24 protein-coding genes are annotated in these 23242 nt (G+C 59.7%); 7 read left to right on the top strand and 17 right to left on the bottom strand.

The features are described from left to right. Positions 1-136 precede the first annotated feature (136 nt). Positions 137-1219 (top strand): alpha/beta hydrolase, encoded by a 1083-nt coding sequence (locus tag AKU94_RS17850; protein ID WP_050528591.1) that lies wholly within the window; start codon positions 137-139, stop codon positions 1217-1219. Between the two features lie 42 nt (positions 1220-1261). Here AKU94_RS17850 and AKU94_RS17845 read toward each other — a convergent pair whose 3' ends face one another. The 10 genes from AKU94_RS17845 to AKU94_RS17800 form a co-directional block, all read right to left on the bottom strand. Beyond that, on the bottom strand, positions 1262-1708 hold the full coding sequence (locus tag AKU94_RS17845) for a DUF302 domain-containing protein (protein ID WP_050528590.1): 447 nt from the start codon (positions 1706-1708) through the stop codon (positions 1262-1264). Positions 1709-1783: 75 nt separating this feature from the next. After that, the gene (locus AKU94_RS17840) at positions 1784-2992 is read right to left on the bottom strand and encodes a cytochrome P450 (RefSeq protein ID WP_083445125.1); all 1209 of its coding nucleotides are present in this window, start codon (positions 2990-2992) and stop codon (positions 1784-1786) included. Beyond that, positions 2985-3398 (bottom strand): OsmC family protein, encoded by a 414-nt coding sequence (locus AKU94_RS17835; RefSeq protein ID WP_050528588.1) that lies wholly within the window; start codon positions 3396-3398, stop codon positions 2985-2987. Before AKU94_RS17835 ends, AKU94_RS17840 begins: the two co-directional genes overlap by 8 nt. A gap of 15 nt (positions 3399-3413) precedes the next feature. Next, on the bottom strand, positions 3414-4706 hold the full coding sequence (locus AKU94_RS17830; protein ID WP_050528587.1) for a TRAP transporter large permease: 1293 nt from the start codon (positions 4704-4706) through the stop codon (positions 3414-3416). Next, the gene (locus AKU94_RS17825) at positions 4703-5230 is read right to left on the bottom strand and encodes a TRAP transporter small permease (protein ID WP_232295807.1); all 528 of its coding nucleotides are present in this window, start codon (positions 5228-5230) and stop codon (positions 4703-4705) included. Before AKU94_RS17825 ends, AKU94_RS17830 begins: the two co-directional genes overlap by 4 nt. A 10-nt stretch (positions 5231-5240) precedes the next feature. Beyond that, complete coding sequence (gene dctP, locus AKU94_RS17820) at positions 5241-6251, bottom strand: TRAP transporter substrate-binding protein DctP (protein WP_050528586.1); 1011 nt, start codon at positions 6249-6251, stop codon at positions 5241-5243. Positions 6252-6540: 289 nt separating this feature from the next. Further along, a complete protein-coding gene (pstB, locus tag AKU94_RS17815) occupies positions 6541-7380 on the bottom strand; it encodes a phosphate ABC transporter ATP-binding protein PstB (protein ID WP_269744980.1) in 840 nt (279 codons plus the stop codon). Between the two features lie 3 nt (positions 7381-7383). Continuing rightward, complete coding sequence (gene pstA, locus AKU94_RS17810; RefSeq protein WP_050528585.1) at positions 7384-8340, bottom strand: phosphate ABC transporter permease PstA; 957 nt, start codon at positions 8338-8340, stop codon at positions 7384-7386. A gap of 1 nt (position 8341) precedes the next feature. Then, positions 8342-9208: a phosphate ABC transporter permease subunit PstC gene (pstC, locus tag AKU94_RS17805; protein WP_050528584.1), complete on the bottom strand. Its 867-nt coding sequence runs from the start codon at positions 9206-9208 to the stop codon at positions 8342-8344. Between the two features lie 126 nt (positions 9209-9334). Then, positions 9335-10312 (bottom strand): PstS family phosphate ABC transporter substrate-binding protein, encoded by a 978-nt coding sequence (locus AKU94_RS17800; RefSeq protein WP_083445124.1) that lies wholly within the window; start codon positions 10310-10312, stop codon positions 9335-9337. Between the two features lie 225 nt (positions 10313-10537). On the opposite strand from AKU94_RS17800, the gene AKU94_RS17795 reads away from it, so the two are divergent. The 6 genes from AKU94_RS17795 (at position 10538) to AKU94_RS17775 (ending at position 14523) form a co-directional block, all read left to right on the top strand. Beyond that, the gene (locus tag AKU94_RS17795) at positions 10538-11596 is read left to right on the top strand and encodes a sensor histidine kinase (RefSeq protein WP_050528583.1); all 1059 of its coding nucleotides are present in this window, start codon (positions 10538-10540) and stop codon (positions 11594-11596) included. A 146-nt stretch (positions 11597-11742) separates the two neighbouring features. After that, positions 11743-12450, top strand: coding sequence for a phosphate signaling complex protein PhoU (gene phoU, locus AKU94_RS17790; RefSeq protein WP_050528582.1), 708 nt, complete (start codon positions 11743-11745; stop codon positions 12448-12450). Between the two features lie 3 nt (positions 12451-12453). Next, complete coding sequence (phoB, locus tag AKU94_RS17785) at positions 12454-13143, top strand: phosphate regulon transcriptional regulator PhoB (RefSeq protein ID WP_050528581.1); 690 nt, start codon at positions 12454-12456, stop codon at positions 13141-13143. A 74-nt stretch (positions 13144-13217) separates the two neighbouring features. Beyond that, on the top strand, positions 13218-13364 hold the full coding sequence (locus tag AKU94_RS20080; RefSeq protein WP_198144942.1) for a hypothetical protein: 147 nt from the start codon (positions 13218-13220) through the stop codon (positions 13362-13364). Continuing rightward, complete coding sequence (locus AKU94_RS17780; protein ID WP_050528580.1) at positions 13361-14005, top strand: DUF1638 domain-containing protein; 645 nt, start codon at positions 13361-13363, stop codon at positions 14003-14005. The genes AKU94_RS20080 and AKU94_RS17780 overlap by 4 nt, the downstream gene beginning before the upstream one ends. 128 nt (positions 14006-14133) lie before the next feature. Continuing rightward, entirely contained in the window at positions 14134-14523 is a 390-nt protein-coding gene (locus tag AKU94_RS17775; protein WP_050528741.1) for a nuclear transport factor 2 family protein, read from the top strand. On the opposite strand, the gene recN is transcribed toward AKU94_RS17775, so the two are convergent. The 7 genes from recN to AKU94_RS17740 all read right to left on the bottom strand — a co-directional run bounded on the left by recN (position 14520) and on the right by AKU94_RS17740 (position 23239). Beyond that, positions 14520-16160 (bottom strand): DNA repair protein RecN, encoded by a 1641-nt coding sequence (gene recN / locus AKU94_RS17770; RefSeq protein ID WP_050528579.1) that lies wholly within the window; start codon positions 16158-16160, stop codon positions 14520-14522. The genes AKU94_RS17775 and recN overlap by 4 nt on opposite strands. A gap of 33 nt (positions 16161-16193) precedes the next feature. After that, complete coding sequence (locus tag AKU94_RS17765) at positions 16194-17033, bottom strand: outer membrane protein assembly factor BamD (RefSeq protein WP_050528578.1); 840 nt, start codon at positions 17031-17033, stop codon at positions 16194-16196. 110 nt (positions 17034-17143) lie between these two features. Further along, positions 17144-18064 carry a UDP-3-O-acyl-N-acetylglucosamine deacetylase gene (gene lpxC / locus AKU94_RS17760; protein WP_050528577.1) on the bottom strand — a complete coding sequence of 307 codons (921 nt, stop codon included), beginning with the start codon at positions 18062-18064 and terminating at the stop codon, positions 17144-17146. A 259-nt stretch (positions 18065-18323) separates the two neighbouring features. Beyond that, a complete protein-coding gene (gene ftsZ / locus AKU94_RS17755; protein WP_050528576.1) occupies positions 18324-19967 on the bottom strand; it encodes a cell division protein FtsZ in 1644 nt (547 codons plus the stop codon). A gap of 181 nt (positions 19968-20148) precedes the next feature. Then, positions 20149-21483 (bottom strand): cell division protein FtsA, encoded by a 1335-nt coding sequence (ftsA, locus tag AKU94_RS17750; protein WP_050528575.1) that lies wholly within the window; start codon positions 21481-21483, stop codon positions 20149-20151. Next, a complete protein-coding gene (locus AKU94_RS17745; protein ID WP_050528574.1) occupies positions 21480-22373 on the bottom strand; it encodes a cell division protein FtsQ/DivIB in 894 nt (297 codons plus the stop codon). The genes ftsA and AKU94_RS17745 overlap by 4 nt, the downstream gene beginning before the upstream one ends. Beyond that, the gene (locus AKU94_RS17740) at positions 22361-23239 is read right to left on the bottom strand and encodes a D-alanine--D-alanine ligase (RefSeq protein WP_232295806.1); all 879 of its coding nucleotides are present in this window, start codon (positions 23237-23239) and stop codon (positions 22361-22363) included. Before AKU94_RS17740 ends, AKU94_RS17745 begins: the two co-directional genes overlap by 13 nt. Between the last annotated feature and the right edge of the window lie 3 nt (positions 23240-23242).

Genomic DNA, 23242 nt, shown 5'->3' with positions numbered 1-23242 from the left:
GCACCGTCCTGTTGGCCCAAGCCATAACAGCCACCCCCTCGCTGACTGACCTGCATCAGGCGCCGGGGGGATTGCCTTTTACGCGACAAGCCCACTAATGTCGCGCCACCCCGTCGGGAACAAAAATGAAGGTCACATGACATTTTCCAGCCCCAAAGACGCAGGCGCTTTACTGTGCTGCCTGGTGCTTTTGGTCCTGACGGCCTGCGCACCACGCCCCGGTACCGAATCGCTCACACCGGTTCCGAGTGCAAAAACCGTCCTGAACCAGGTGACGATCAAGGTCGCAACCACCCGCGTTTTTGATCCGGTTACGGGCAGCTATTCCGATGCCCGTGCACCTGCGCTAAGCTACGAGTCCTTTACCGTTTCTATTCCACCCACACACAAAGCCACCCGGATCGAAATATCGCAGGCCGGACCGGACCCGATGACAAGCTTTGCCGTGACAGAGCGCCACCACCTTACCGGTCTTGGCCCGTCAAATCCCGCGCAGGGCAAGCAAGACATCATGATCTTTGTGCATGGCTATAACTATACTTTTGCGGAATCGCTGTTTCGTCTGGCACAGGTTGCCGTTGACGGAGAGATAGCCGAAACGCCGGTGCTGTTTGCCTGGCCTTCGGCGGCCTCGGTGGTGGGCTATCTCGCCGATAAGGATGCCGCGACCTATTCGCGTGATGATCTGGTGATGCTTCTGGCCGATGTGGCCGCCGATCCCGATATCGGAGAGATCACCCTGTTTGGGCATTCCATGGGCGGCTGGCTGGTGGCGGAGGCCCTGCGCCAGCTACGTCTGAGTGGGCAGGACAAGGTGATCGACCGGCTGGAAAATGTGGTTCTGGCCGCGCCGGATATTGACCTTGATGTGTTCCACCGGCAATTGCGCACCATCGGGCCGCTGACGCCGCCCATGACGCTGCTGGTTTCAGCCGATGATCGCGCCTTGCGGCTTGCCGAGTGGCTGGCAGGATCGCGGGCACGGCTAGGGACAACGGATGCCTCAGACCCCAAGGTGCAGGCACTTGCCGCCACGCATGGCCTGCTGGTGATCGATATCTCAAAGGTGGACGCATTGGACCCGAGCAATCACAACAGGTTCGCAGGCTTGATGACCGTGCTGCCGCGCGTACCCAGCAGCACGCTTGCCTCCCTGCGCCATGCGGGGGCCTTTATCCTTGAACCGATAAGCGCCACGCTGGTGGCATCACAAAACTGATGTCGAGACCGGCGGGCGGTCCCGACACAAGGTCAGGCGGAATTATTCCGCTGCTACCGCCTTATCGGTCAGGGCCTTCAGCGCGCCATTGACCTTGGCCACAACCTCGGCATCGGCAGGAATATCCAGCCCGGCAAAGAGATCCTCGGCGGGTGAGTAAACCACTTGGGTATTCCCGTCACCGTCCTGATAGGCCAGCACGCGCAGCGGCAATTCCAGACCCGCGCGCAAATCGGCCTCCATCGCCACGGTGCCCAGCGCCGGATTGCCAAAGACCAGCAAGGTCGCATCCGGGATCGACTTGCCCACGCTCTCGGCACCTTCGGCATGATCGACCCGCGCAAAAACCGTCGCACCGGCCCCTGTTGCTGCGGCCTCAAGCCGGTCGATGGTTTCATCAACCGAAAGGGGCGATGGCTTGGTGATATTTTCGGCCCAGGCTGTGGTGGCCGAAACGGCCAAAAGGGTTGCGGCAACATAATGTTTCATGTCGTGCTCCTGTTGTGATCACCACCAATCAAGCGGGGCGGCCAGTAAAACAAATGGCCAGCCCGAGCCGCTTTTTCAACCGTTTGCGCGGCGGTCGGCGGTTTTATCGGCCATACGCACCGGCAAAGCGGTCGGCCCGCGAAAGGCAAAGCCGTGAAATTTCACCTTGGGCGCATCCATCAGCGCCATATCCGCAAAGCGCGCAAAGAGTTCGGGTAGAACGACACCACCCGCCAGCAAACGGTAGGCATCCCCGCCCAAACATTGATGCGCCCCGTCGCCAAAGCTGTGGTTGCGCAAGGCGGGGCGGTGAATGTCAAAGCGGTCGGGCTGGTCCCAGATATCCTCGTCATGATTGGCCGAGGCCTGAACCGCCATCACGGTTTCCCCTTCGGGAATATGCAGGCCGCGCATCTCCAGCGATTTCCTAACGATGCGCGGGCTGGCCTGAATGGGCGCGACCCAGCGCAGCCCCTCCTCAACCGCGGCCCCCCAAGTGCCGCTTTGGATGCAGCTTTGCAACTGCGCGGGGTCCCCAAGCAAGCCGTAAAGCGTAGACAGCAGCGCATCGCGGGTCTCGATCACCGCGCCGCCGATGCAGATCTTCATATTGGTTCTGATCTGCGATAGCGGGATCGGATCGGCTTGATTGGCCATCACGGACAGCACCGAGCCATCCGGTGCCGCGCGGTGCCTTTCGATCATCGCGTCAAAATGCGCGTTCATTTCGACATTGGCCTGATCGCTGATCCTGAAAACCTCAGGGTCAAAACCGGCATTCATCGCGCCGGTCACAAGCGCATCGGCCCATGCAAAGAGCTGCGCATCCTCCATATCGCCCAAGCCCAGCACCAGCTTGACATAGCCCGCGCTGATCGGCGTGGCGAGGGCGGGCAGCAGATCACAGCTGTCCTGTCCGGCCATATCCTCCAGCACGCGCGCCGTCAGCGCGGCAAAGGCCGGACGCCACATTTGAACATGATCGGCGGTCAGGGCCGGTTCCATCGCGGCACGTTCGCGCAGATGCGGACAGCCATCCTTGCGCATCAGGGTATGGCCGCCAAAGGCGCGCTGCATCGGCGTGGTCTCATCCTGCGAACCAAAGTGTTCGCCGTCGGTTTTGACGCGCAGAACATCCTCGGCCTTGGTGAACAGGATCCTGCCCCCCAAGGCGGCGATCCGCGCAATCGGCATGGTCCGGCGCAAACGGGCATAGACCTGCGCCGGATCATCCTCCAGCATCGCAAGCGTGGTCTGCCCGTCCGTTGGCACCATCTCAGGCATTTGCTGCGACCTCGGTTGTGACCGTGACCGGACAGTTCAACGTATTGCTGACGGTGCAAATCGATTTGGCCTGCGCCACAATGGGGGCGATCAAGGCCTCATCCGCGACCAGACGGCCCAGAACGGTGACCTCGATACTGCCGACGCGACTTGGGTCATCGCTGGCCTTGACGCCTTCGACCTTGACCGAAAAGGGCTGAAGCGCCGCGCCGTGCTGTTCCGCCGCCCATTGCACGGATTTCAGGATACAGGAGGCCAGCGAGGCCAAAAGCGTGTCTACCGGCGTTTGCGTGGGTGGGTGCGCGGATGCCCGCGCCACATCGCGGTAGGCATATTGAATGACATCCCCTCCGTCAAAGATCGCAAAGACAGGGCCGAATTTCCGTGGGCGGACATTAAGAGCCATAGGGACACTCCAGTATCAGAAAAGCAGGTTGGGAAGGAAAAGCGCCAGCGTGGGAAAGGCCGTCAGCAGCAGGATCGCAAACAGATGGATCAACCAGTAAGGCACAGTAGCATAGGCCACACGGCCAAGGCTCACCTGATTGTTGGTCAGCGAGGTCAGCACCGAAAGGTTCAAACCTACAGGGGGCGTCACCTGACCGATTTCGATCACAATGGTGATGACCACACCGATCCAGATTGCGTCAAACCCAAGCCCCGTCAGCAAGGGAAAGACCACCGGCAGCGTCATGATCATCAAGGACAGCCCATCAAAGAAACACCCCATGATCAGATAGATCAATACCACCAGCAGCAAGACGCTATAGGTGCCAAGCCCGCTTTGGGCCACGACCTCCAAGATCTTTTGCGGCAGGCCCAGAATGCTGACCGATTGCGCCAGAATGGTCGCGCCCAGCACCAAAAACCCGACGGCTGAAAACAGCAATACCGAGTTGTAGATCGCCTCGATCAGTTTCGAAAACGTCAGATCGCCCCAGATCGACGAAATAATCACCGCCAAGACAACGCCAACACCGGCGGCCTCGGTGGGCGTAGCAAGGCCAAGGACGATGGTGCCGATCACCCCTGCAATCAACGCAAGCAGCGGCCAGATTTGCCGCAGCCCCAGCATAATCGCCCAAAGGGTGCTGCTTTGCGGGTCCCGCGGGGCCAGCGACGGATTGCGGATACATCTGACCAGAATATAGGCCATGAACATCGCCCCGACCATCAAGCCCGGCACGATCCCCGCCGCAAACAGCCGCCCGATAGAGGTCTCGGTCAGCGCGCCGTAAATCAGGAAGGACAGGCTTGGCGGGATCAACAGGCCAAGGGTGCCGCCCCCCGCAAGGCTGCCGACCACCATATCCTTGTTATAGCCGCGCTTGGCCATCTCGGGGTAGGCGACAGAGCCCACGGCGGCCGCTGTTGACAGGCTTGATCCGCTGACGGCACCGAACAGGGTGCAAACCGCGATATTGGTGTGCAACAAGCCGCCCGGCACCCGCCGGAACAGCGGCGAAAAGGCGGAATAGGCCTTCTCGCTAATGCCGCTGCGCAATAAGATTTCGCCCAGCAGGATGAACATCGGCACGGCGCTGAGTGTAAAGGAATTGAACACGCCCCAAATGGCATCGATTGCCAAAGAGGTCGCGCCGTTGGAATAGAACTGCAAGATAACCAGCCCGGTGATGCCAAGGGCCGCGCCCAAGGCAACGCCCGTGCCCGCGCTAAAGACGATGCCGCCGATCAGTGTGAACCAAAGTGTCATTCGAAGGGTTTTCCAGAATTGGGCTGCGCATTCTCCGCAGGCGCAATAATCCCGAGCAGCTGCGCCAGCAAAATCGCCCCCGTGGTCGCCAGCGACAGCGGCATCAACAACATCCAGGGCCAGAGCAAAAGCCGCGTCGTCTCGGTCTTGAGGTTGCGCTTGAAGGCGAATTCAAACCAAGGGATTGTTTCCACGATCAACCAGCCGAAAAAGCCGATACCCACCAACAAGGCCGTGATGCCCATCACGCTGCGCGCAGTCCCTTGCAGCCGGTCCGCGATCAGCGAAACCCGAACGTGGTCTTGCTTGAGCGTGACCATGGGCAGGCCCAGAAACAAAGACACGCTCAGCATTAGCCCGACGACTTCTTCGGTGATATGCACCGGCGAATTTGCGAATTTGCGCATCATAACGCTGGTCACGATGATGCCGACAATTCCCACCATCCCCAAGGCCGCAAGGGCCGCACATGCCAGGGCCAGCCGATCCAGCCCCAGCGCGATACTGTTTTTCAGCCTGTTCACAAAGTGCCTCTTAGCGTCCCAATGCGTCAAGCACACGTTCGCGGTAGGCTGGCGCATTGCCCCCGGCCTCTTCGGCCAGCTGTGCCCATGTCTCGGTCATCGAGGATACGACCAACGCGCGATCCTCATCCGAGAAATCCTCACCCCAGACAACACCGCCATCGGCGAGGGTCTGACGTGCGTCCATCTCAAGCTGGAGGTCTTTTTCATATTGGTTGGTGCGGTCCCACAGGTCATCCGCAGCCTTGGTGATGGCGGCTTTGACGGTCTCGTCGGTTGCTTCCCAACGGTCGGTGGCAACGCCGATCACATAAGGCCCCGACGCCATCGGATAGAGGTAGGACGCATATTGGGCGACCTCTTGCAGTGACACCGTATGGGCGTAAAGCGCGGGGTAAAGCGCGCAATCCACCACGCCGGTTTTCATTGCCACATACATCTCCTCTTGGGGCACGATCTGCGCCGCGATACCCAGACGGGTGAAGGTTTCAACCTGATCACGCGCCCAGACCCGGAGCTTTTTGGATTTCAGGTCCTCGAGCGTGCGCACAGGTTCGTCCCGGCAAAAGACCGAAACCGACAGCATCGGAATCGCGACATAGCCGACCGAGGACACACCCCAATCGGTAAACTCTTCTTGATAGATCTCACGCACAGTCGGGATCACCCGTTCGAATTCCTCGATGGAACCAATGGTCCCCTGCACCACGACCGAGCTGAGCGCGGGGGCATCGCGGCCCAGATAATTCGCCCACATCAGGCTCATCTCAACCGCGCCTTTGGGCAAAAACCGCAAGGTGTCGGTATTGGGCAGCCCCAGCGAGCCACCGCTGTAAAGCTTGAGGGTGGTCTCACCGCCCAAGGCCGCATTCACCTCTTCGACGAATTGTTCCATCTGTGCGGTTTCGGGGCGGGTCTCGGGCAGGAAGTTATTGAACCGCCATTCCTCGGCCATGGCCGGGGTCATGGTCATGCCAAGGGCGCTAAGGCCCAATGCAAGGCTTGTGCTAATTTTGCTCATCCTGAAAACTCCCTATAGGGTTTGCTTTTGACATATCGAGCAGACCCTTAGTGTGTTTTGAGGCCGCGCGCCACTCTGGAACGCGCATTTTCAATGGCCGAGTCAGGCTCTCACTGGCTGACAATGGCGCAACCGGTCAGAAGATACTATTATTTTCATGCCGACATCCGCCCAAGTGCTGCGCTGATAGACGGGCAACAGGGAAGGCACGCCATCGCGCCCCTTCCCACACTCATTACACGCCCGCAGCCTCTTTGCACATCACAAGGCCTGCGCACCACTTAAGACGTCAGCCGTAGCGTCCGGTGATATAGCTTTCGGTGCTGGGATGTTTCGGGCTGGTAAATATCTGGCTGGTCTCTCCGAATTCGATCAGCTGGCCCAGATACATAAAGGCCGTCCGGTGTGAAATCCTCGCCGCCTGTTGCATGTTATGGGTCACGATCACCACGGTTACGGTTTCCGCAAGATCTTGAATGAGGTCTTCAACCTTGGCAGTTGCAATCGGGTCAAGCGCCGATGTCGGCTCATCCAAAAGCAGGATTTCCGGGTTTGGGGCAAGGGCGCGCGCGATGCACAGACGTTGTTGCTGGCCGCCCGACAGGTCATTGGCCGATCCGTGCAGCTTGTCCTTGACCTCATCCCAGATCGCGGCGCGCTTGAGGGCGGTTTCAACAGCCTCCTCGATCACGGCGCGGTTCTTGATCCCGCGCACGCGCAAACCGGCGGCGACATTTTCAAAGATCGACTTGGGGAAGGGGTTCGGCTTTTGAAACACCATGCCCACGCGCAGGCGCACCACAACCGGATCGGCCTCGGGGCCAATAAGGTTTTCGCCGTCCTGTTCCAGGATCACACGGCCTTCATAGCGGTTGCCGGGATAAAGGTCATGCATCCGGTTCAGGCTGCGCAACAGCGTGGATTTCCCACAGCCAGACGGCCCGATAATCGCCGTTACCTTGCGGTCAAGAATCGGCATATCGACGTTTTTGATCGCCTGCATCCCGTTGGAATAAAAGAAGCTGAAGCCCTCTATCCGCGCGCAAAGGGGTTCGCTTTCGGCCGCGGGCTTGATCGGGGGCAGCGTGGAGGTATCCGAGGCTTTGGGGGTCATGCCGGTATCCATCATGGGTTAATTCCTCGAGCCTTTGCGAAGACGGTATCTGATCCAGATCGCAACGCCGTTAAGTGAAAGGGTCAGCGCCATCAGCACCACGCCGGTGGCCGCCGCATTGGTGTGGAAATCGGCCTGCGGACGCGAAACCCAGTTGAACATCTGAATGGGCAGCACCGTAAAGGGCGCATTCAGCCAGTCGAAGTTGATAAAGGGAAACTCTCCCGTAATCGGTGCCGGTGGCAGGAAGGCGATGAAGGTCAGCGCGCCGATGGTGATGATCGGGGCGGTTTCACCGATGGCACGGCTCAGACCAACAATCGCACCCGTCAAAATGCCGGGACGCGCGGCCGGAAGGATATAGTTCCACATCACCTGCCACTGGTCAGCGCCAAGACCGTAAGCGCCTTCCTTGATGATCTTGGGGATCGCGCGCACCGCCTCACGGGTAGAGACAATCACAATCGGCAAGATCAACAGGGCCAATGTCATCCCCGCAACCAAGACCGTCTTGCCCAGGTTCATCCCGTAAACAAACATGCCAACCGCCAGCAAACCGTAGATGATCGAGGGCACACCGGCCAGATTGGCCACATTGATCTCGATCAGATTGGCAAGCCAGCCCTTGCGGGCGTATTCTTCTAGGTAAAGCCCCGCCGCCACCCCGATCGGGATCGCCAGAAGGGCCGTCACCAGCATGACCAGCAAAGAGCCGACCCAAGCCGAAAGAATACCGGCCCGTTCGGCCTTGCGCGATGGGAAGTTGGTCAGAAAATCATAGTCGATCCGCCCCAGCCCGCGCACGACAAGATCGCCGATAAGCGTGAGCAGCAAGGTCATGGCGATGGCCATAACGACCAGCCCACCAACCGAAAAGATAATGTCACGGCGTTTGGCACGGGCAATGGCGGCATAGGCGGCCTGATCGGTTTTGACCGCAGCGTTACCAAGGGAACCTTGGGTTGTTACAGACATCTTAATAAACCTCGCGGAATTTGCGGCGCAGATAGAAACCGACGACGTTGAAGAACAAAGTGATCAGGAACAGCAACAAACCGACCGCAAAGATCGTTTGATAGGCAAGCGAACCATGCGCCACATCGCCCAGACTCATCTGCACGATATAGGCGGTGATTGTGGCCGCACCCTCACGCGGGTCCCATGTCAGATTGGGGTTTTGCCCGGCCGCAATGGCCAGAACCATGGTTTCGCCCACAGCGCGCGACATCCCGAGGATAAAGGCCGCCGTGATGCCGGAAAACGCGCCCGGGATCACCACTTTGACCGCCACCTGCCATTTGGCCATGCCCAGCGCATAGGCCCCTTCACGCAATCCGTTGGGTACGGCGCGCATCGCATCCTCGGATACGGATACCACATAGGGCAGGATCATGATGCCAAGGATAATGCCCGGCACCAACAGGTTGATGCCCTTCAGGCCGGGTACAAACTGCTGCAAAAACGGCGTCATCACCAAAAGCGCGAAATAGCCATAGACAACGGTTGGCACCGCCTCAAGCATCTCTAGCGCGGGTTTGATTACCTCACGGACAGCCGGTTTGGCGTATTCGCTCAGATAGATCGCCATGGTCAGACCGAATGGAATGGCAATCAGCATCGCCAGACCCGCCGTCTGCAATGTTGCAAGCAAAAGCGGCAGAACGCCGAATTGCGGGTCGGCAAAAACCGGGGTCCACATTGTCCCGAACAGGAAATCGGTCAACGGGATTTGCATGAAAAACGGCCAGGAATCGCGCAGCAGGATATAGACAATCGCCGTTGTCACAAAGATCGACAATGCGGCGCTTAGAAACAGGAACACGCGCATGATGCCGGCAATCATCCTGCGCCGTTTGACGAACCCGCTTTTAATCAGTTCTGACCCTGTAGGAATGGCAGAGTTGGTCAATGGAACCCCCAATCATTGGAAATGGCGGGCCGATATGGCCCGCCACCGGGTTAGGTCGGATCAGTTGGCAGCCAGAAGGTCGGCAACGCTTACGCCGATCTTGGACCCACCATCAAAGAAAGAGCCGGTCTTGCGGGCGTCGATCTTTTCCTCGGCCAGAACAAATGCCTCTTTGGGCAGGGCAAGATAGCCGGTTTCGGAAACCAGTTCCTGTGCGTGCTCTGGGTCAAACATGAACTTGGCATAGGCCAGAACTTCGGGTTTTTCGTCCAGATGCGCCTTGTTGGCATAGATGAACAGCGGGCGGGTCAGCGGCTGGTAAGACCCGTCACCGGCGGCCTCAACTGTCGGGGCAACACAATCGCCACCCTGATAGGAAATCTCCACCGCTTTTACGCGGCTGCGGTTTTCTTCGAGATAGGCCAGACCCAAGAAGCCGATCGCGTCAACGTCGGTCGACACACCTTGGATGGTGATATTGTCATCTTCGGTTGCGGTGAAATCGCCGCGCGATGCCCCCTCTTCGCCAACAATCGCAAAGGTAAAGTAGTCATAAGTACCCGAGTCCGTACCAGCCCCGAAAAGCGTCAGCCCGTGGTCGGGGAACTCAGGGTTCAACTGGCTCCAGTTGTTGATCTTGCCCTGAGCTTCTGGCTCATAGGCTTTTTTCAGCTCTTCGACGGTCATGCAGGTCGCCCATGTGTTTTCCGGGTTCGCGATGACGGCAAGGGCGTCCATGGCCAGCGGCATTTCGATAAACTCGATACCGTTTTCTGCACACAGCTCGGCTTCCGAGGTTTTGATGGGACGCGACGCGCCCGAAAAGCTGGTCTCGCCGCGGCAGAATTTCTTGAAACCGCCGCCTGTGCCGGACACACCGACCACAACGCGGTTGCCTGTGGCAATCTGGAATTCCTCGGCAAAGGCTTCCGAAACAGGATAGACTGTAGAGGAGCCGTCAATCTGAACGGCATCCTGTGCCATTGCAAAGCCGGGCAAAACAAGGGCAGCGGCGGCTGTAAGGGTAATATTACGCATGAGCAGTATAGTCTCCTGTCAGGTTTAAGTAGCTCGATGCAGGCCTAATCCGGACGCATGACAGATATGCAAAGGTTTTATGAAGGTTTTGTGACAAGCAAAATTGCGCGTCGCCGATGGATTTTGCGGGGCAAACGCCCCTTGTCCTTTGGGGATCTTGTCGTCAAGGTGGCGCCAATCCGACCGGAGCACCCCCCACACTCCAGCAAATCCCGAGAGTGAAACATGACCGACCAAGCCATGGATGACCGACCACATGTTCAGGATCTGATCGCGGCCTTTCCCTTGCCGACACTGGTGATCGACCCTGCCGAACAGATCATCGCCGTGAATGATGCCGCCGTCAAAATGATGGGGCCCAATGCCGCAGGACGTCATTTTACCGCCACATTGCGCAACCCCAAACTGGTGGATGCGATAGAGCGGGGGCTGCGCGAACCGGCACCACAGAGCATCTCTTATCAGGGAATAGAGAACGGCAACGACATTCACTATGACGTCCACCTGCAACAGATCGGCCAGACCGGCCGGCTTCTGGTCAGCCTGCAAAACGTCGAAGGTCAGGCCCAGGCCGAACAGATGCGCCGCGACTTCATCGCCAATGTCAGCCATGAGCTGCGCACCCCCCTGACCGGCATGATCGGCTTTATCGAGACGCTGCGCACCTCGGCACGCGATGATGCGCGGGCAAGGGATAAATTCTTGGGCACGATGGCGCGAGAGGCCGAGCGGATGAACCGCCTTGTCCATGACCTTCTATCCCTCAGCCGGGTTGAGGCCGAACAACGCGTGCGCCCCACCGAACGGCTGGATCTGCGCAATGTGATGCAAACCACCCTGCGCAATCTTGATCGGTTGGCGATCAAAAGCAATGTGACCCTGAAACCCGATCTGGGCGAAGAGCCGCTGCTTGTCATCGGGGAAATGGACCAATTGTTGCAGGTCTTTACCAATCTTCTGGAAAACGCGATGAAATACGGCGGTGCGGATAAATCCGTCGAGATTACCAGCCAGATCATCCCCCATGATCCGGTATTGCGCGGCCCCGCGATTGGCCTGACCATTGCCGACCACGGGCCGGGCATCGACCCGATCCATATCCCCCGCCTGACCGAACGTTTCTACCGCGCCGATAGCCACCGCAGCCGCGAGCTGGGCGGAACCGGCCTTGGGCTCGCGATTGTGAAACATATCCTCAACCGGCACCGGGGCCGGTTGAAAATATCCAGCGAACCCGGGCAAGGTGCAAAATTCACCGTCATCCTGCCCCCCGCCCAGATCTGATTTTCCACCCCTACCGGCCCAGTGTCATAAATCTGTAACATAGCTGTCGCAAAACCGCAGCGTTCCGCGCCGATAACCGCAGTTGAATGCCACCCCTTGCGCGGGTCGGCACCGGTAACGACTAAATTCGCAAGATTGGATGACCCATGACGAAAGACCATATCTCTTCTGCTTTTGACACCGATCTGGCAGTCATTCAGGCCCAGATCATGAAGATGGGCGGGTTGGTAGAGGATGCCATCCGCCTTGGCATGCAATCGCTTGAGACCCGCGACGAGGAACTGGCCCAGCAGGTTCGCGCCGCCGATAGCGCAATTGACGATCTGGAAGAAACGATCAATGAGGCCGCCGCCCGTATCATCGCCCTGCGTGCGCCCACCGCGATTGACCTGCGTCTGATACTTTGCGTGATCAAGATCAGCGGCAACCTTGAACGCATCGGCGACTATGCCAAAAACATGGCCAAACGGACCGAGGTTCTGTCACAGGTCGCCCCCATCGGGGACAGCATCGGCACGCTGCGCCGCATGACCCGCGCGGTTCAGGTGATGCTCAAGGATGCGCTGGATGCCTATATCCAGCATGATCCGGCCCTTGCCGCCGATGTGATCGCGCGCGATGTCGACGTCGACCAGATGTATAACGCGCTTTTCCGGGAACTTCTGACGTTCATGATGGAGGATCCGCGCAATATCACCGCCTGCCTGCACCTGCATTTCATCGCCAAGAACACGGAACGTATGGGCGACCATGTCACCGCCATCGCCGAACAGGTCGTCTATCTGGCCACCGGCAAACAGCCGGATGAAAACCGCCCCAAGGCCGATTCGACCTCATCGACAACAGGGGCCTAAAGAATGGTAGACCTGCACCCCCAAGTTCTTTTGGTAGAGGATGAACCCGCCCAACGCGAGGTTCTGACCTATAACCTGGAGGCCGAGGGTTTCTCGGTTCGCTGTGCTGAAAACGGCGAAGAGGCCATCATGATGGTTGATGAGGCCATACCAGATCTCGTCATCCTCGACTGGATGATCCCGCTGATGAGCGGGATCGAGGTGTGCCGCCAGCTCAAGAACCGCTATGAGACCCGGCATATCCCGATCATCATGCTCTCGGCGCGGTCCGAAGAGGTCGATACCGTGCGCGGGCTGGAAACGGGTGCGGATGACTATGTGATCAAACCCTATTCGGTGCTGGAGCTGATGGCCCGCGTGCGCACACAGCTGCGCCGTGCCGGTGTGGCGATGGCAAACGGTGCGCTGGCGTTTGAGGATATCACCCTTGATATCGAAAGCCACCGTGTGTCACGCAATGATCAGGAACTGAAGCTGGGCCCGATCGAGTTCCGCCTGCTGACCCGTCTGATGGAACGGCCCGGCCGTGTGTTCAGCCGCGAGCAGTTGCTCGATCTGATCTGGGGGCGCGATATCTTTGTCGATACACGCACGGTTGATGTTCATGTCGCCCGGCTGCGCAAGGCGCTTACGGTCCATGGTGGCAGCAACCCGATCCGCACCATTCGCGGGTCAGGCTATGCCATAGGCTAGGGCCGGTCTTTAACACTTGGCAGGGCCCTGCCCCGCCCCTAAGGTCAGGAAGTACCTTTCTGATGAGGCCCGCCATGCCCGCCCCCATTCTGGTTTCAATGCTGCTTTTCGTGATCCTCGCGGCCGGTCTGACCATCGCCGCAACCATCGGCCTCGGCTTGCCGCTCGCGGCCCTTGCCTTGGCGGCTGTTGCACTCCGGCTTTGGATGCTTGCAAGGTGACCGCGCGGCCCGATGACCACAGCCTGACCGAAACCGGCCTTCCCCCTCGAGGAGAGGGCCGCATCCTGCTGATTGCCTGCGGGGCCTTGGCACATGAGATCCTTGCCCTGAAGCGGCTGAACGGCTGGGCGCATCTCGACCTGCGCTGTCTGCCTGCCAATCTGCACCTTTGGCCCGACCGCATCCCCCCCGCCGTTGAGGCCGCCGTCACCGAACACCGCGCGGATTATGACAAAGTCTTTGTGGTCTATGCCGATTGCGGCACTGGCGGGCAATTGTCTGATACCTGCCAGAAGCTGGGCGTAGAGATGATTGAGGGCCCGCATTGCTATTCCTTCTTTGAGGGGAATACCAAATTTGCCGCCAAGGCCGAGGATGAATTCCGCGCCTTCTACCTCACCGATTTTCTGGTGCGCCAGTTTGATGCTTTTGTCTGGCGGCCCATGGGTCTGGATCGCCACCCAGAGCTGCGGGATATGTATTTCGGCAATTACACCACGCTGATCTATCAGGCACAAACCAACGACCCGGCATTGGACGCGAAGGCCGAAGACTGCGCAAACCGGCTCGGGCTGGCGTATCAGCGCCGATACACCGGCTACGGCGATCTTGAACCCGCACTGGCACGTCAAACGCCTTAGGGTGCAAACTGCCGCCATCGGATTAAGATAGCACAACCATAGGTAGATATGGTATCGAGTGGCAACAAACGGTATTTTCGGGATGGGATCTCATGGGGCAAATAGAACGCGCGTTGGATCCGGCCAACATGACCGCCCGCGCAGAAAGCTTTTCGCGCATCTTTGCACAGCTTTGGGGCGCACGGGATGTGGCAGGGCTGGCGGGGCTGATGGTCGAAGATGCCGAGATGCTAAGTCTGACCGGCGGTTGGGCCGAGGGCCGCGCCGAGATCGAGGCGCTCTTGGCCAGCGAATTTGCCGGGGCTTTCGGGCGTTCGCGTCTGGTTAGCGGCAAGACGCGCCTGCGCACTCTGGGTCCGGGAACAGTCATTTTGCAGCAACGCTTTGTGCTGTCGGGTTTGCTGGATGGTGCGGGACGCGATATCGGGCGCACCGGCGCGATGCTGATTGCGGTTCTGGTGGCAGGCCCCGACGGTTGGCAGGCCGTTACTCTGCAATTTTCGGCAGTGGACCCTTAATCAAGCAAGGCGCGCGCCGCCTCACGCGCCGCCGCTGTGATGGTATCGCCCGCCAGCATCCGCGCAATCTCCTCGATCCGTTGATCGGGGGACAGGGGTGTGACGGTCGAAGTGGTCATCCCCTTGGCGACATTCTTTTCCACCCGCCAGTGATGTGCGCCAAGGGCTGCAACCTGTGGCGAGTGTGTCACGACCAAAAGCTGTGCCGTGGTGGCAAGCGCCGCCAACCGGCGACCAACCGCATCGGCTGTGGCCCCGCCAACGCCTCGGTCGATCTCATCGAAAATCATGGTCAGCCCCGGCGTATTCCCCGCCAGACAGACCTTTAGCGCCAGCAAGAACCGCGACAACTCCCCGCCCGAGGCGATCTTGTTCAATGGCCCCGCAGGCGCCCCGGGGTTGGTCGCCACGGTAAAGGCAACCTCATCCACGCCGTCGGGTCCTGCGTCCACCTGCGTGATCGCCGTGGCAAAAACCGCGCGTTCCATTTTCAGCGGGGCAAGCTCTGCGGCCATCGCCTTGTCCAACCGCTTGGCGGCAGACCGGCGCGCCTCGGTCAGACGGGCAGCGCGGCGGCGGTAGGTGGTTTCCGCCTCGGCCAAGGCCAGATCAAGGGCGGCAAGGTTGCCCTCCCCCCCGTCGATCACTGCAAGCCTCTTGCGCAACCCTTCGGCGAAATCGCCCAGATCATCAGCCAGCACGTTATGTTTGCGGGCAAGCGCTCGGATGGCGAACAGGCGTTCCTCCAGCTGCTCCAGCTCATAGGGGTTGAAATCCAGCGCTGAAAGGCAATGCTCGACCCCGGTCTGCGCCTCATCTAGTTCAACCAAAACGCGCGCCAAAGCGGCAAGCGCACCGTCCAAACGGCCCTCGGCACGATCAGCAACCCCTTCCAACCAGCGCAACGCATCGACCAACACACCCTCGGCGCCTTGGTCGGACATCGCCGCTTGGGCGCGGGCAATATCGCTGCGGATTTTCTCGGCGCTTTGCATAGAACGGCGCCGCACGTCCAAACTCGCCTCCTCGCCCGGTTCGGGGGAAAGTTTGTCCAGTTCTGCCACGGCATGGCGCAGGAATTCCTCTTCGACCTTGGCGGCAGCCAACGCCTCTTCGGCGCGGGATTTTGCGCGGCGGGCCGCGGCAAGGGCCGTCCATGCAGAACGCACCGGCCCCACATCAACTGACGCAAAACTATCAAGGATCAGGCGATGCCCGCGCGGGTTCAACAGCCCGCGATCATCATGCTGGCCGTGCAGTTCCACCAATGTATCCGACAGCGCGCGCAATACTTCACCGCTTGCACGGCGGTCGTTGACCCAAGCGGTTTTGCGCCCGTCAGCGGTGTTGATGCGGCGCAAGATCAGCTCATCCTCGGCCACAATCCCCGCCTCGTCCAAGACAGTCCGCGCGGCGTGATCGGGCGGCAGGTCAAACACCGCCGTCACCTCGCCCTGATCGGCACCGGCGCGCACCAATTCGGCGCGCCCCCGCCAGCCCAGAACAAAGCCCAAAGCATCCAGCAGGATCGATTTGCCCGCACCGGTTTCGCCGGTCAACACATTAAGACCCGGCTGGAAATTCAGATCCAGCCGGTCAATGATCAACAAATCGCGAATTTCAAGCGAGCGGAGCATAGGTTTCTTCGCAGGCGCGCGCGCGCTCCATTCTTACAACCACTTACCCTGAATGACCTGACGGTACACATTGCTCAGCCAGCTTTCACCCTGCGCCTCCATCGACAATCCACGCCCTTTGAGCAGGCGGAAACTGTCATCATAGAAGGGGCTGGACTGATAGTTGTGGCCCAGGATCGCCCCGGCTGTTTGGGCCTCAGCGGTCAGACCCAGTGCAAGATAGGATTCGACCAAACGGTGAAGCGCCTCAGCAGTGTGGGTCGTGGTCTGGAAATCCTCGACAACCACACGGAAGCGGTTGATCGCCGCGGTATATTGCCCTTTTTTCAGGTAATAGCGCCCGATCTCCATTTCCTTGGCTGCCAAGTGGTCAAAGGCCAGATCGAACTTCAGAATGGAGGAGCGCGCATATTCGCTATCGGGATATTGCTCGATCACCTCACGCATGCCCTGCAATGCCTGGAAGGTCAGGCCCTGATCGCGGCCAACCTCGTCAATCTGGTCGTAATAGGACAGCGCCAGAAGATATTGCGCATAGGCGGCATCTTCCTCGGCGGGATAAAGATCAAGGTAGCGCTGTGCCGAGGCGCGCGCATCCTCATAGTTCTTGGCCTTATGCTGTGAAAAGGCCTGCATGATCAGCGATCGCTTGGCCCATTCCGAATAGGGGTAAAGCCGCTCTACCTCAGAGAAATACCTGATCGCGCTGTCGGGTTTGCGGCCGGTTTCCAGCGCAAGCTCCCCACGTTTATAGATTTCTTCTGCCGTCAGGCTTTCAAGAGGCACTTCTTTTGGCGCCCCGGCACAGCCCGAAAGGCCCACGGCGATAACAGCCGCCCAAATGAACCCTGCGCGTGACTTAACGCTTGTCATCTTCCGCCTACCCCATAATCCTGCAAATACCGACCATAACGGGTCTGGTTTGATACGTCCTAGCACAGAAAAATCCGCTGCGCAAAACGCCTTTCACCTTTTAGGGTCGGTTATGCATGAACAGGGACGTCAGAGCGCAAAACACCAACGCCAGGCAGCTTTCTGCCGGTTGGAAGGCCACATTCGACGATCTCCCAGGCCCCTGCCTGTGCAAAAAGAGCGCGCAAAAGGCGGTTGGTCATCGCATGACCTGCACGCAAACCGGTGTAGCGGCCAAGAATCGGTCCGCCTGCCAGCGCCAGATCCCCAAGCGCATCCAGCATCTTGTGGCGAACCGGCTCATCCGCGTAGCGCAGACCGCCAGGCGAGAGGACGCGGTCGCCCTCAAACACCACGGCGTTCTCCAGATTACCACCCAAGGCCAAGCCGTTCGCCCGCATCGCATCCACATCGGACTGACGGCAGAACGTACGACTGTCGCAGAGTTCGCGCACAAAAGCACCGTTGGACATGTTCAAGGCTTTTTCCTGACGGCCAATCGCGGCCTCAGCGAAATCGATGCTGAAATCGATCTCCAGCATATCGGATGGTTCCAGCCGTGCCACGGCATCTCCGTCGCGCACTTCGATGGTTTTCAGGATACGGATCGCACGGACAGGCACGTTTTGCGTGCGCACGCCCTTGGCCAGAATACCCGAAACAAAAGGCCCGGCAGAGCCGTCAAGAATCGGAACCTCGGGGCCATCGATTTCGATCAACGCATTGTGAACACCGCAACCGGCCAGGGCCGCCATGATATGCTCAATAGTCGATACACTATGCCCCGCCGCATTGGCGACAAGCGTACACAGCCGTGACGGCACCACAGCATCCCACCGCGCCGCAATCAGCGTATCGCCTTTGTCAATGTCGGTCCGACGGAACCAGATGCCATAATCAGCAGAGGCGGGTTTTACCACCATACGAACCGGCTTGCCGCTATGCAGCCCGGCACCTACAAAAACCACTTCGGATTTGAGCGTATGTTGCACGATATCACCTTCTGGCCGTTTCTATTTCGTTGCCGGTCCCCTTCACGCCTTTGTCGGCAGTTACGCCAAACTCTGTGCAGGTTTTCGGTGAATTTTACATAGACAGGCTGACGCGCCGCAACAACTCACTCTTTGTGACCTTCTGTTACAAAACTGCAATTTAAACGCAAGGGACCGCCTACCCTTGTGCAACCTCCTGAATATAAACGCAAAAAGGGCCCGCCTTGGCGGACCCTTCTGCAATCACATTTGATCGGAATCAGTTGGCCTGACGGCGCAAGAAGGCCGGAATTTCGATCCGCTCCTGATCCGCGCTCATTTCCGGATCGTCGTCATAGCTGGTCACAGGCGGCTGTTGGCGCACGGCTTGCTGCTGTCCAACGGGGCGTTCTGCCTGTCCTTCGGGGTGACCCGCCATACGGTTGATCAGCGAGCCGATGCCAAAGCGCGGGCGCGCGCCTTCGGCTGCGGCGGGACGGGCGGCCTGTTGTGGTGCGGGTGCAGCACTTGGGGCCGGGCGCTGCTGATGCGCAGGGGCTTTGGACACGGCGGCTTGCAAACGGGCCAATGCCTCTGGCGAGGGAGAGCCAGCAGGGCGTGGGCGCGGCGCGACGAAATCCGAAGCATTCGCATCGAAGGCACTTGTCGCGGCCGGACGGGGCTGCGGGCGGTAAGCCGGGGGCGGCAGATCATCGGCCGGTGCCGCGTGCTGCTGCGGTGCTGGCTCGGACTGCTGGGCCTCGACTTCTTGGTCAAACAGGCTTGGCGCGCGATCTTGCACGGCGGCGGGGCGGTGCTCTTCGCGGGGGGCGGGGGCATGTGCAACTTCGGGGGCTGGTGCCGGTTCCGGCTCTGCGTTGGGCGCCACGAAGGGCGGTGTTGGCAAAGGTGCGGCCATTGAACGGCGCGCAACAGGCTGTTCCGCGCTAGAGATATTGGCGTCAATACCGGTCGCAACCACAGAAACGCGCAAACGCCCTTCCATTTCAGTATCCAGAGTGGAGCCAACGATGATATTCGCATCCGGATCGACTTTTTCGCGGATGATATTCGCAGCTTCGTCCAGCTCAAACAGGGTCAGGTCATAACCGCCTGTGATGTTGATCAAAACACCCTTGGCGCCATGCAGGCTGATTTCATCCAAGAGCGGGTTGGCAATCGCCTTTTCGGCGGCCTGAACGGCGCGGTCGTCGCCCTCGGCCTCGCCGGTGCCCATCATCGCCTTGCCCATCTCATCCATCACCGAACGCACGTCGGCAAAGTCGAGGTTGATCAGGCCGGGGCGCACCATCAGGTCGGTCACGCCTTTAACACCCTGATACAGCACATCATCGGCCAAAGCGAAGGCTTCGGTAAATGTGGTACGCTCATTCGCCAGACGGAAGAGGTTCTGGTTCGGAATGATGATCAGCGTGTCGACAACTTTTTGCAACGCATCAATGCCGTCCTCGGCCTGCTTCATGCGCTTGTTGCCCTCAAACTGGAAAGGCTTGGTGACAACGCCGACGGTCAGAACGCCCAACTCCCGCGCGGCTTGCGCGATGATCGGAGCAGCACCCGTTCCGGTGCCACCACCCATACCGGCGGTGATAAAGCACATATGCGCACCGGCCAGATGGTCAACGATTTCCTCGATGGTTTCCTCGGCCGCGGCCGCCCCAACGGAAGGGCGCGCACCGGCACCCAGACCTTCGGTCACTTTCAGACCCATCTGGATGGTCGCCGTCGCGCGGCTTTGCTGAAGCGCTTGTGCGTCGGTGTTGGCCACCACGAACTCCACGCCTTCAAGCTGTTGGTCGATCATATTGTTGACGGCATTGCCGCCCGCCCCGCCAACCCCGAAAACCGTGATCCGCGGCTTCAATTCCTCGCGCTGCGAAGTCATCATCAAATTAAGTGCCATGTGCCAGTCCGCCTGCCTATGAGTGTCCCTGCGCCTTTAGGTGACGCTTTCAGTCCCGATATGCGCCATTATTACGCATAAGCGAGGCAAAGGTCACGCAGAAAACATGGCCTCAACACAAAATATGGGCGAATTTATGCCATTTTTAACGGTATCTGGGGCAGTCGGCCCGATAGTGTGGTCACCAATTGTCCTTGAACCATTTCAAAGCGCGCTTGAGCGACCGCGCGGGATAGCGTTCTGCGGGGATATCGAAATCCCACCATTCGTCTTGCGGGTGGGCGGCAAAGAGGCACAACCCCACAGCCGATGAAAACGCAGGACCGGTTGCGGCCTGCGGCAAGCCTTGCACGCGCAGCGGACGGCCAAGGCGTACCCGTTGCCCCAGGATCCGCGCGGCAAGCCCGTCGAGCCCCGGGATCTGGCTTGCGCCCCCCGTCAGAACGATCTGCTGGCTTGGCAAATGGTCAAAACCCGCCGCATCCAGACGGGCGCGGGCCTCTTCCAGAATTTCCTCGACCCGAGGGCGCATGATGCCGATCAGCTCGGTCCGGCTGACCTGACGGCGGTCCTTTTCCCAATCGCCACTGTCGCCGCCAATCTCGATCATCTCGCGGTCATCCATGCCGGTGGCATGCACCCCGCCAAATTTGGTCTTGATGCGTTCGGCCGTGGCCAGCGGCACCTGCAACCCCTTGGAGATATCGGAGGTAACGTGATCGCCGCCCATCCGCACGGAATCCGCATAGATCATGTGTTTCTTCATGAACACCGAAATGCCGGTCGATCCGCCGCCCAGATCGATACAGGCCGCGCCCAGCTCCTGTTCATCCTCCACCAATGAGGAGATCCCCGAAACATAGGCCGAGGAGGCCATGCCGGCCAGCTCCAGATCACAGCGTTTCAGGCAATAGATCAGGTTTTGCACCACGCTGGCATCCACCGTCATCATGTGCAGATCGCACGACAAACGGTTGCCGATCTGCCCGCGCGGGTCGCCCAATCCGGTGCGGTGATCAAGTGCAAAGTTCACCGGCTGGGCGTGCAAAACCTCGCGCCCTTCACCTACATCCGGCACCTCGCAAGAGGCCAGAACCCGCGCGACATCCTGTTCGGTTACCACGGAATCTTCCAGCTCCCACTCCCCTGCCAGGCCGTAGCTGCGCGGCTCGGCCCCCGAGAAACAGGCGATCACATGATCGACCCGCACATTGGCCATCTTTTGCGCCGATTGCACGGCGGTGCGGATCGCGCGCTCGGTTTCGTTCATCACCGCGATCTCACCAAAACTCACCCCGCGCGAGCGTGTCGTGGCAGCGCCGATCACTCGAAACGAGGATTGCCCTGCCATAGAACCGACACCCTCCATGTCGCGCAGCCCGTCACTGTCGGAAACGCGCAGGATGAGGCAGCCGACTTTACTGGACCCGATGTCCAAAATCGCGATCACCCCGCGTTGCAGGGCGGCACGACGAATGTTGCGCATCGCGCGCTGGGTTTGATAGAGATCGGTCATAGGTCGTTCTCCGCAGGGATAATGCCGCGTTGGCGGCGTAATTCGGCCAAGGAATAAGGGGCAAGCCGCAAGGAAGGGCGGGCCTGCAAACGAAGATCAACAGCCACGACATCGCGGGCCAGAACCTCTTGCGCCTGATCCAGCGCGATAAGACGTTCCAGCGCCAGAACGGGCTGATCGGCGGGCAAAAGGATGCGTTGGTCACGGTCCAGCACGATATCCCAGCGCCGGTTTCCCATACGCACAAGCCCGCGCAAACGGGGCAAAAGCGGCCCGGCCGAGGCATAGATCTGGCGCGCCTCGGCAATCGCCTTATCCGCCCCCTCGCCCGCGATCAGCGGAAGGTCGGGGCGGTCACTGCGCGCCTCGACCTCGGCCACGCGTTTGCCGGTGTCATCCACCAGCCAGATCCCCGCCGCATCCCGCCAGACAAAGGCCGGCACGCGCTCTTTGATCACCACCTGCAAGATACCGCCGGACTGGACCCGTACATCCACCGAACCGACCGCATAAAGCTGTGCCACCTTGCTGCGCGCCGCCTCCAGATCCAGATCCAGCGAGCTGAGCGGCAAGGGCAGCGCCAATGCGTTGCGCACGGCCTCGGCCAGTTCCGGCGAGGCACCCTCAACCGACAACAGGGTCACCTGAAACTCGGGGCGGTTTTTCACCTTTTCGCGCATATCGATATAAATCGAGGCCAGCGCATCGCGCCGCCCCTCATCCGCCAGATAGGTCCCGACCCCGGCCGCCAGCACAAGTGCGGGCAGCCCCACACGCAAAGCCGCGCGCACCGAGGGCGTCAACCACAGACGTTGCAGCCGGTAGGCCATACGGCTTGGCGCCGGATCGCGGCGCGGGGTGTTGCGTTTCTGGCCTGCTATCGGTCGCATGAGGCATCCTCGACGATTGCACGGCACAGCTCGGGAAAGCTGATCCCCACAGCGGCGGCCTGCTCTGGCGCAAGCGAGGTCGGGGTCATACCCGGCTGGGTGTTTGTTTCCAGAATAATCAACCCGTCCAGGCCCCGCGACGCATCCCAGCGAAAATCCGTGCGCGACAGCCCGCGACAGCCCAATGCCTGATGGGCGCGCAGGGCGTATTCCTTACAAGCCGCTGAAATCTCTGCCGGAACATCGGCCGGGATCACATGACGCGACCCGCCGACCGAATATTTCGCGTGATAATCATACCAGCCCTCAACGATGATATCGGTCACGCCAAGCGCGCGATCCCCCAGCACGGCCGTCGTCAATTCACGACCCGGTGCATAGGTTTCGACCATCACCACTTCGGGCATATCATCCGACAGTTTCGGCGGCGCATTTGCCGCCTCATGCACGATATAGACCCCGACCGAGGACCCCTCGTTATTGGGTTTCACCACATAGGGCGGCGGCATCACATGGCGCGCGCAAACATCGGCCTTACTGGCAAGGATGCTGGTGACAACCGGAAGGTTTGCTGCCCGAAACGCGGCCTTGGATTTTTCCTTGTCCATCGCCAGCGCCGAGGCCAGAACCCCCGAATGGGTATAGGGAATACGCATCCATTCCAGCAGGCCTTGAACACAGCCATCCTCACCCCAGCGACCATGCAGAGCGTTGAACACAACATCGGGCTTTATCTCGGAAAGGCGTGCACAAAGGTCTGGTCCGGCATCCACCGTAACCACCTTATATCCGGCCTCCGTCAGGGCATTGGCGCATTCACGCCCGGATGACAAGGACACCTCCCGCTCTGCGGAAGGTCCACCCATCAA

Origin of the sequence: Pseudorhodobacter aquimaris (genome assembly GCF_001202025.1) — a bacterium.
In the GTDB taxonomy this organism is placed as follows: Bacteria; Pseudomonadota; Alphaproteobacteria; order Rhodobacterales; family Rhodobacteraceae; genus Pseudorhodobacter; species Pseudorhodobacter aquimaris.
This window is presented reverse-complemented; position numbering and strand designations above follow the sequence as displayed.

Excerpts from the sequence above, each read along its gene's own strand:
- AKU94_RS17850 (WP_050528591.1), top strand. The coding sequence starts at position 137 with ATGACATTTTCCAGCCCCAAAGACGCAGGCGCTTTACTGTGCTGCCTG.
- AKU94_RS17845 (WP_050528590.1), bottom strand. The coding sequence starts at position 1,708 with ATGAAACATTATGTTGCCGCAACCCTTTTGGCCGTTTCGGCCACCACA.
- AKU94_RS17840 (WP_083445125.1), bottom strand. The coding sequence starts at position 2,992 with ATGCCTGAGATGGTGCCAACGGACGGGCAGACCACGCTTGCGATGCTG.
- AKU94_RS17835 (WP_050528588.1), bottom strand. The coding sequence starts at position 3,398 with ATGGCTCTTAATGTCCGCCCACGGAAATTCGGCCCTGTCTTTGCGATC.
- AKU94_RS17830 (WP_050528587.1), bottom strand. The coding sequence starts at position 4,706 with ATGACACTTTGGTTCACACTGATCGGCGGCATCGTCTTTAGCGCGGGC.
- dctP (WP_050528586.1), bottom strand. The coding sequence starts at position 6,251 with ATGAGCAAAATTAGCACAAGCCTTGCATTGGGCCTTAGCGCCCTTGGC.
- pstB (WP_269744980.1), bottom strand. The coding sequence starts at position 7,380 with ATGATGGATACCGGCATGACCCCCAAAGCCTCGGATACCTCCACGCTG.
- pstA (WP_050528585.1), bottom strand. The coding sequence starts at position 8,340 with ATGTCTGTAACAACCCAAGGTTCCCTTGGTAACGCTGCGGTCAAAACC.
- pstC (WP_050528584.1), bottom strand. The coding sequence starts at position 9,208 with ATGATTGCCGGCATCATGCGCGTGTTCCTGTTTCTAAGCGCCGCATTG.
- AKU94_RS17800 (WP_083445124.1), bottom strand. The coding sequence starts at position 10,312 with ATGCGTAATATTACCCTTACAGCCGCCGCTGCCCTTGTTTTGCCCGGC.
- AKU94_RS17795 (WP_050528583.1), top strand. The coding sequence starts at position 10,538 with ATGACCGACCAAGCCATGGATGACCGACCACATGTTCAGGATCTGATC.
- phoU (WP_050528582.1), top strand. The coding sequence starts at position 11,743 with ATGACGAAAGACCATATCTCTTCTGCTTTTGACACCGATCTGGCAGTC.
- phoB (WP_050528581.1), top strand. The coding sequence starts at position 12,454 with ATGGTAGACCTGCACCCCCAAGTTCTTTTGGTAGAGGATGAACCCGCC.
- AKU94_RS20080 (WP_198144942.1), top strand. The coding sequence starts at position 13,218 with ATGCCCGCCCCCATTCTGGTTTCAATGCTGCTTTTCGTGATCCTCGCG.
- AKU94_RS17775 (WP_050528741.1), top strand. The coding sequence starts at position 14,134 with ATGACCGCCCGCGCAGAAAGCTTTTCGCGCATCTTTGCACAGCTTTGG.
- recN (WP_050528579.1), bottom strand. The coding sequence starts at position 16,160 with ATGCTCCGCTCGCTTGAAATTCGCGATTTGTTGATCATTGACCGGCTG.
- AKU94_RS17765 (WP_050528578.1), bottom strand. The coding sequence starts at position 17,033 with ATGACAAGCGTTAAGTCACGCGCAGGGTTCATTTGGGCGGCTGTTATC.
- ftsZ (WP_050528576.1), bottom strand. The coding sequence starts at position 19,967 with ATGGCACTTAATTTGATGATGACTTCGCAGCGCGAGGAATTGAAGCCG.
- ftsA (WP_050528575.1), bottom strand. The coding sequence starts at position 21,483 with ATGACCGATCTCTATCAAACCCAGCGCGCGATGCGCAACATTCGTCGT.
- AKU94_RS17745 (WP_050528574.1), bottom strand. The coding sequence starts at position 22,373 with ATGCGACCGATAGCAGGCCAGAAACGCAACACCCCGCGCCGCGATCCG.
- AKU94_RS17740 (WP_232295806.1), bottom strand. The coding sequence starts at position 23,239 with ATGGGTGGACCTTCCGCAGAGCGGGAGGTGTCCTTGTCATCCGGGCGT.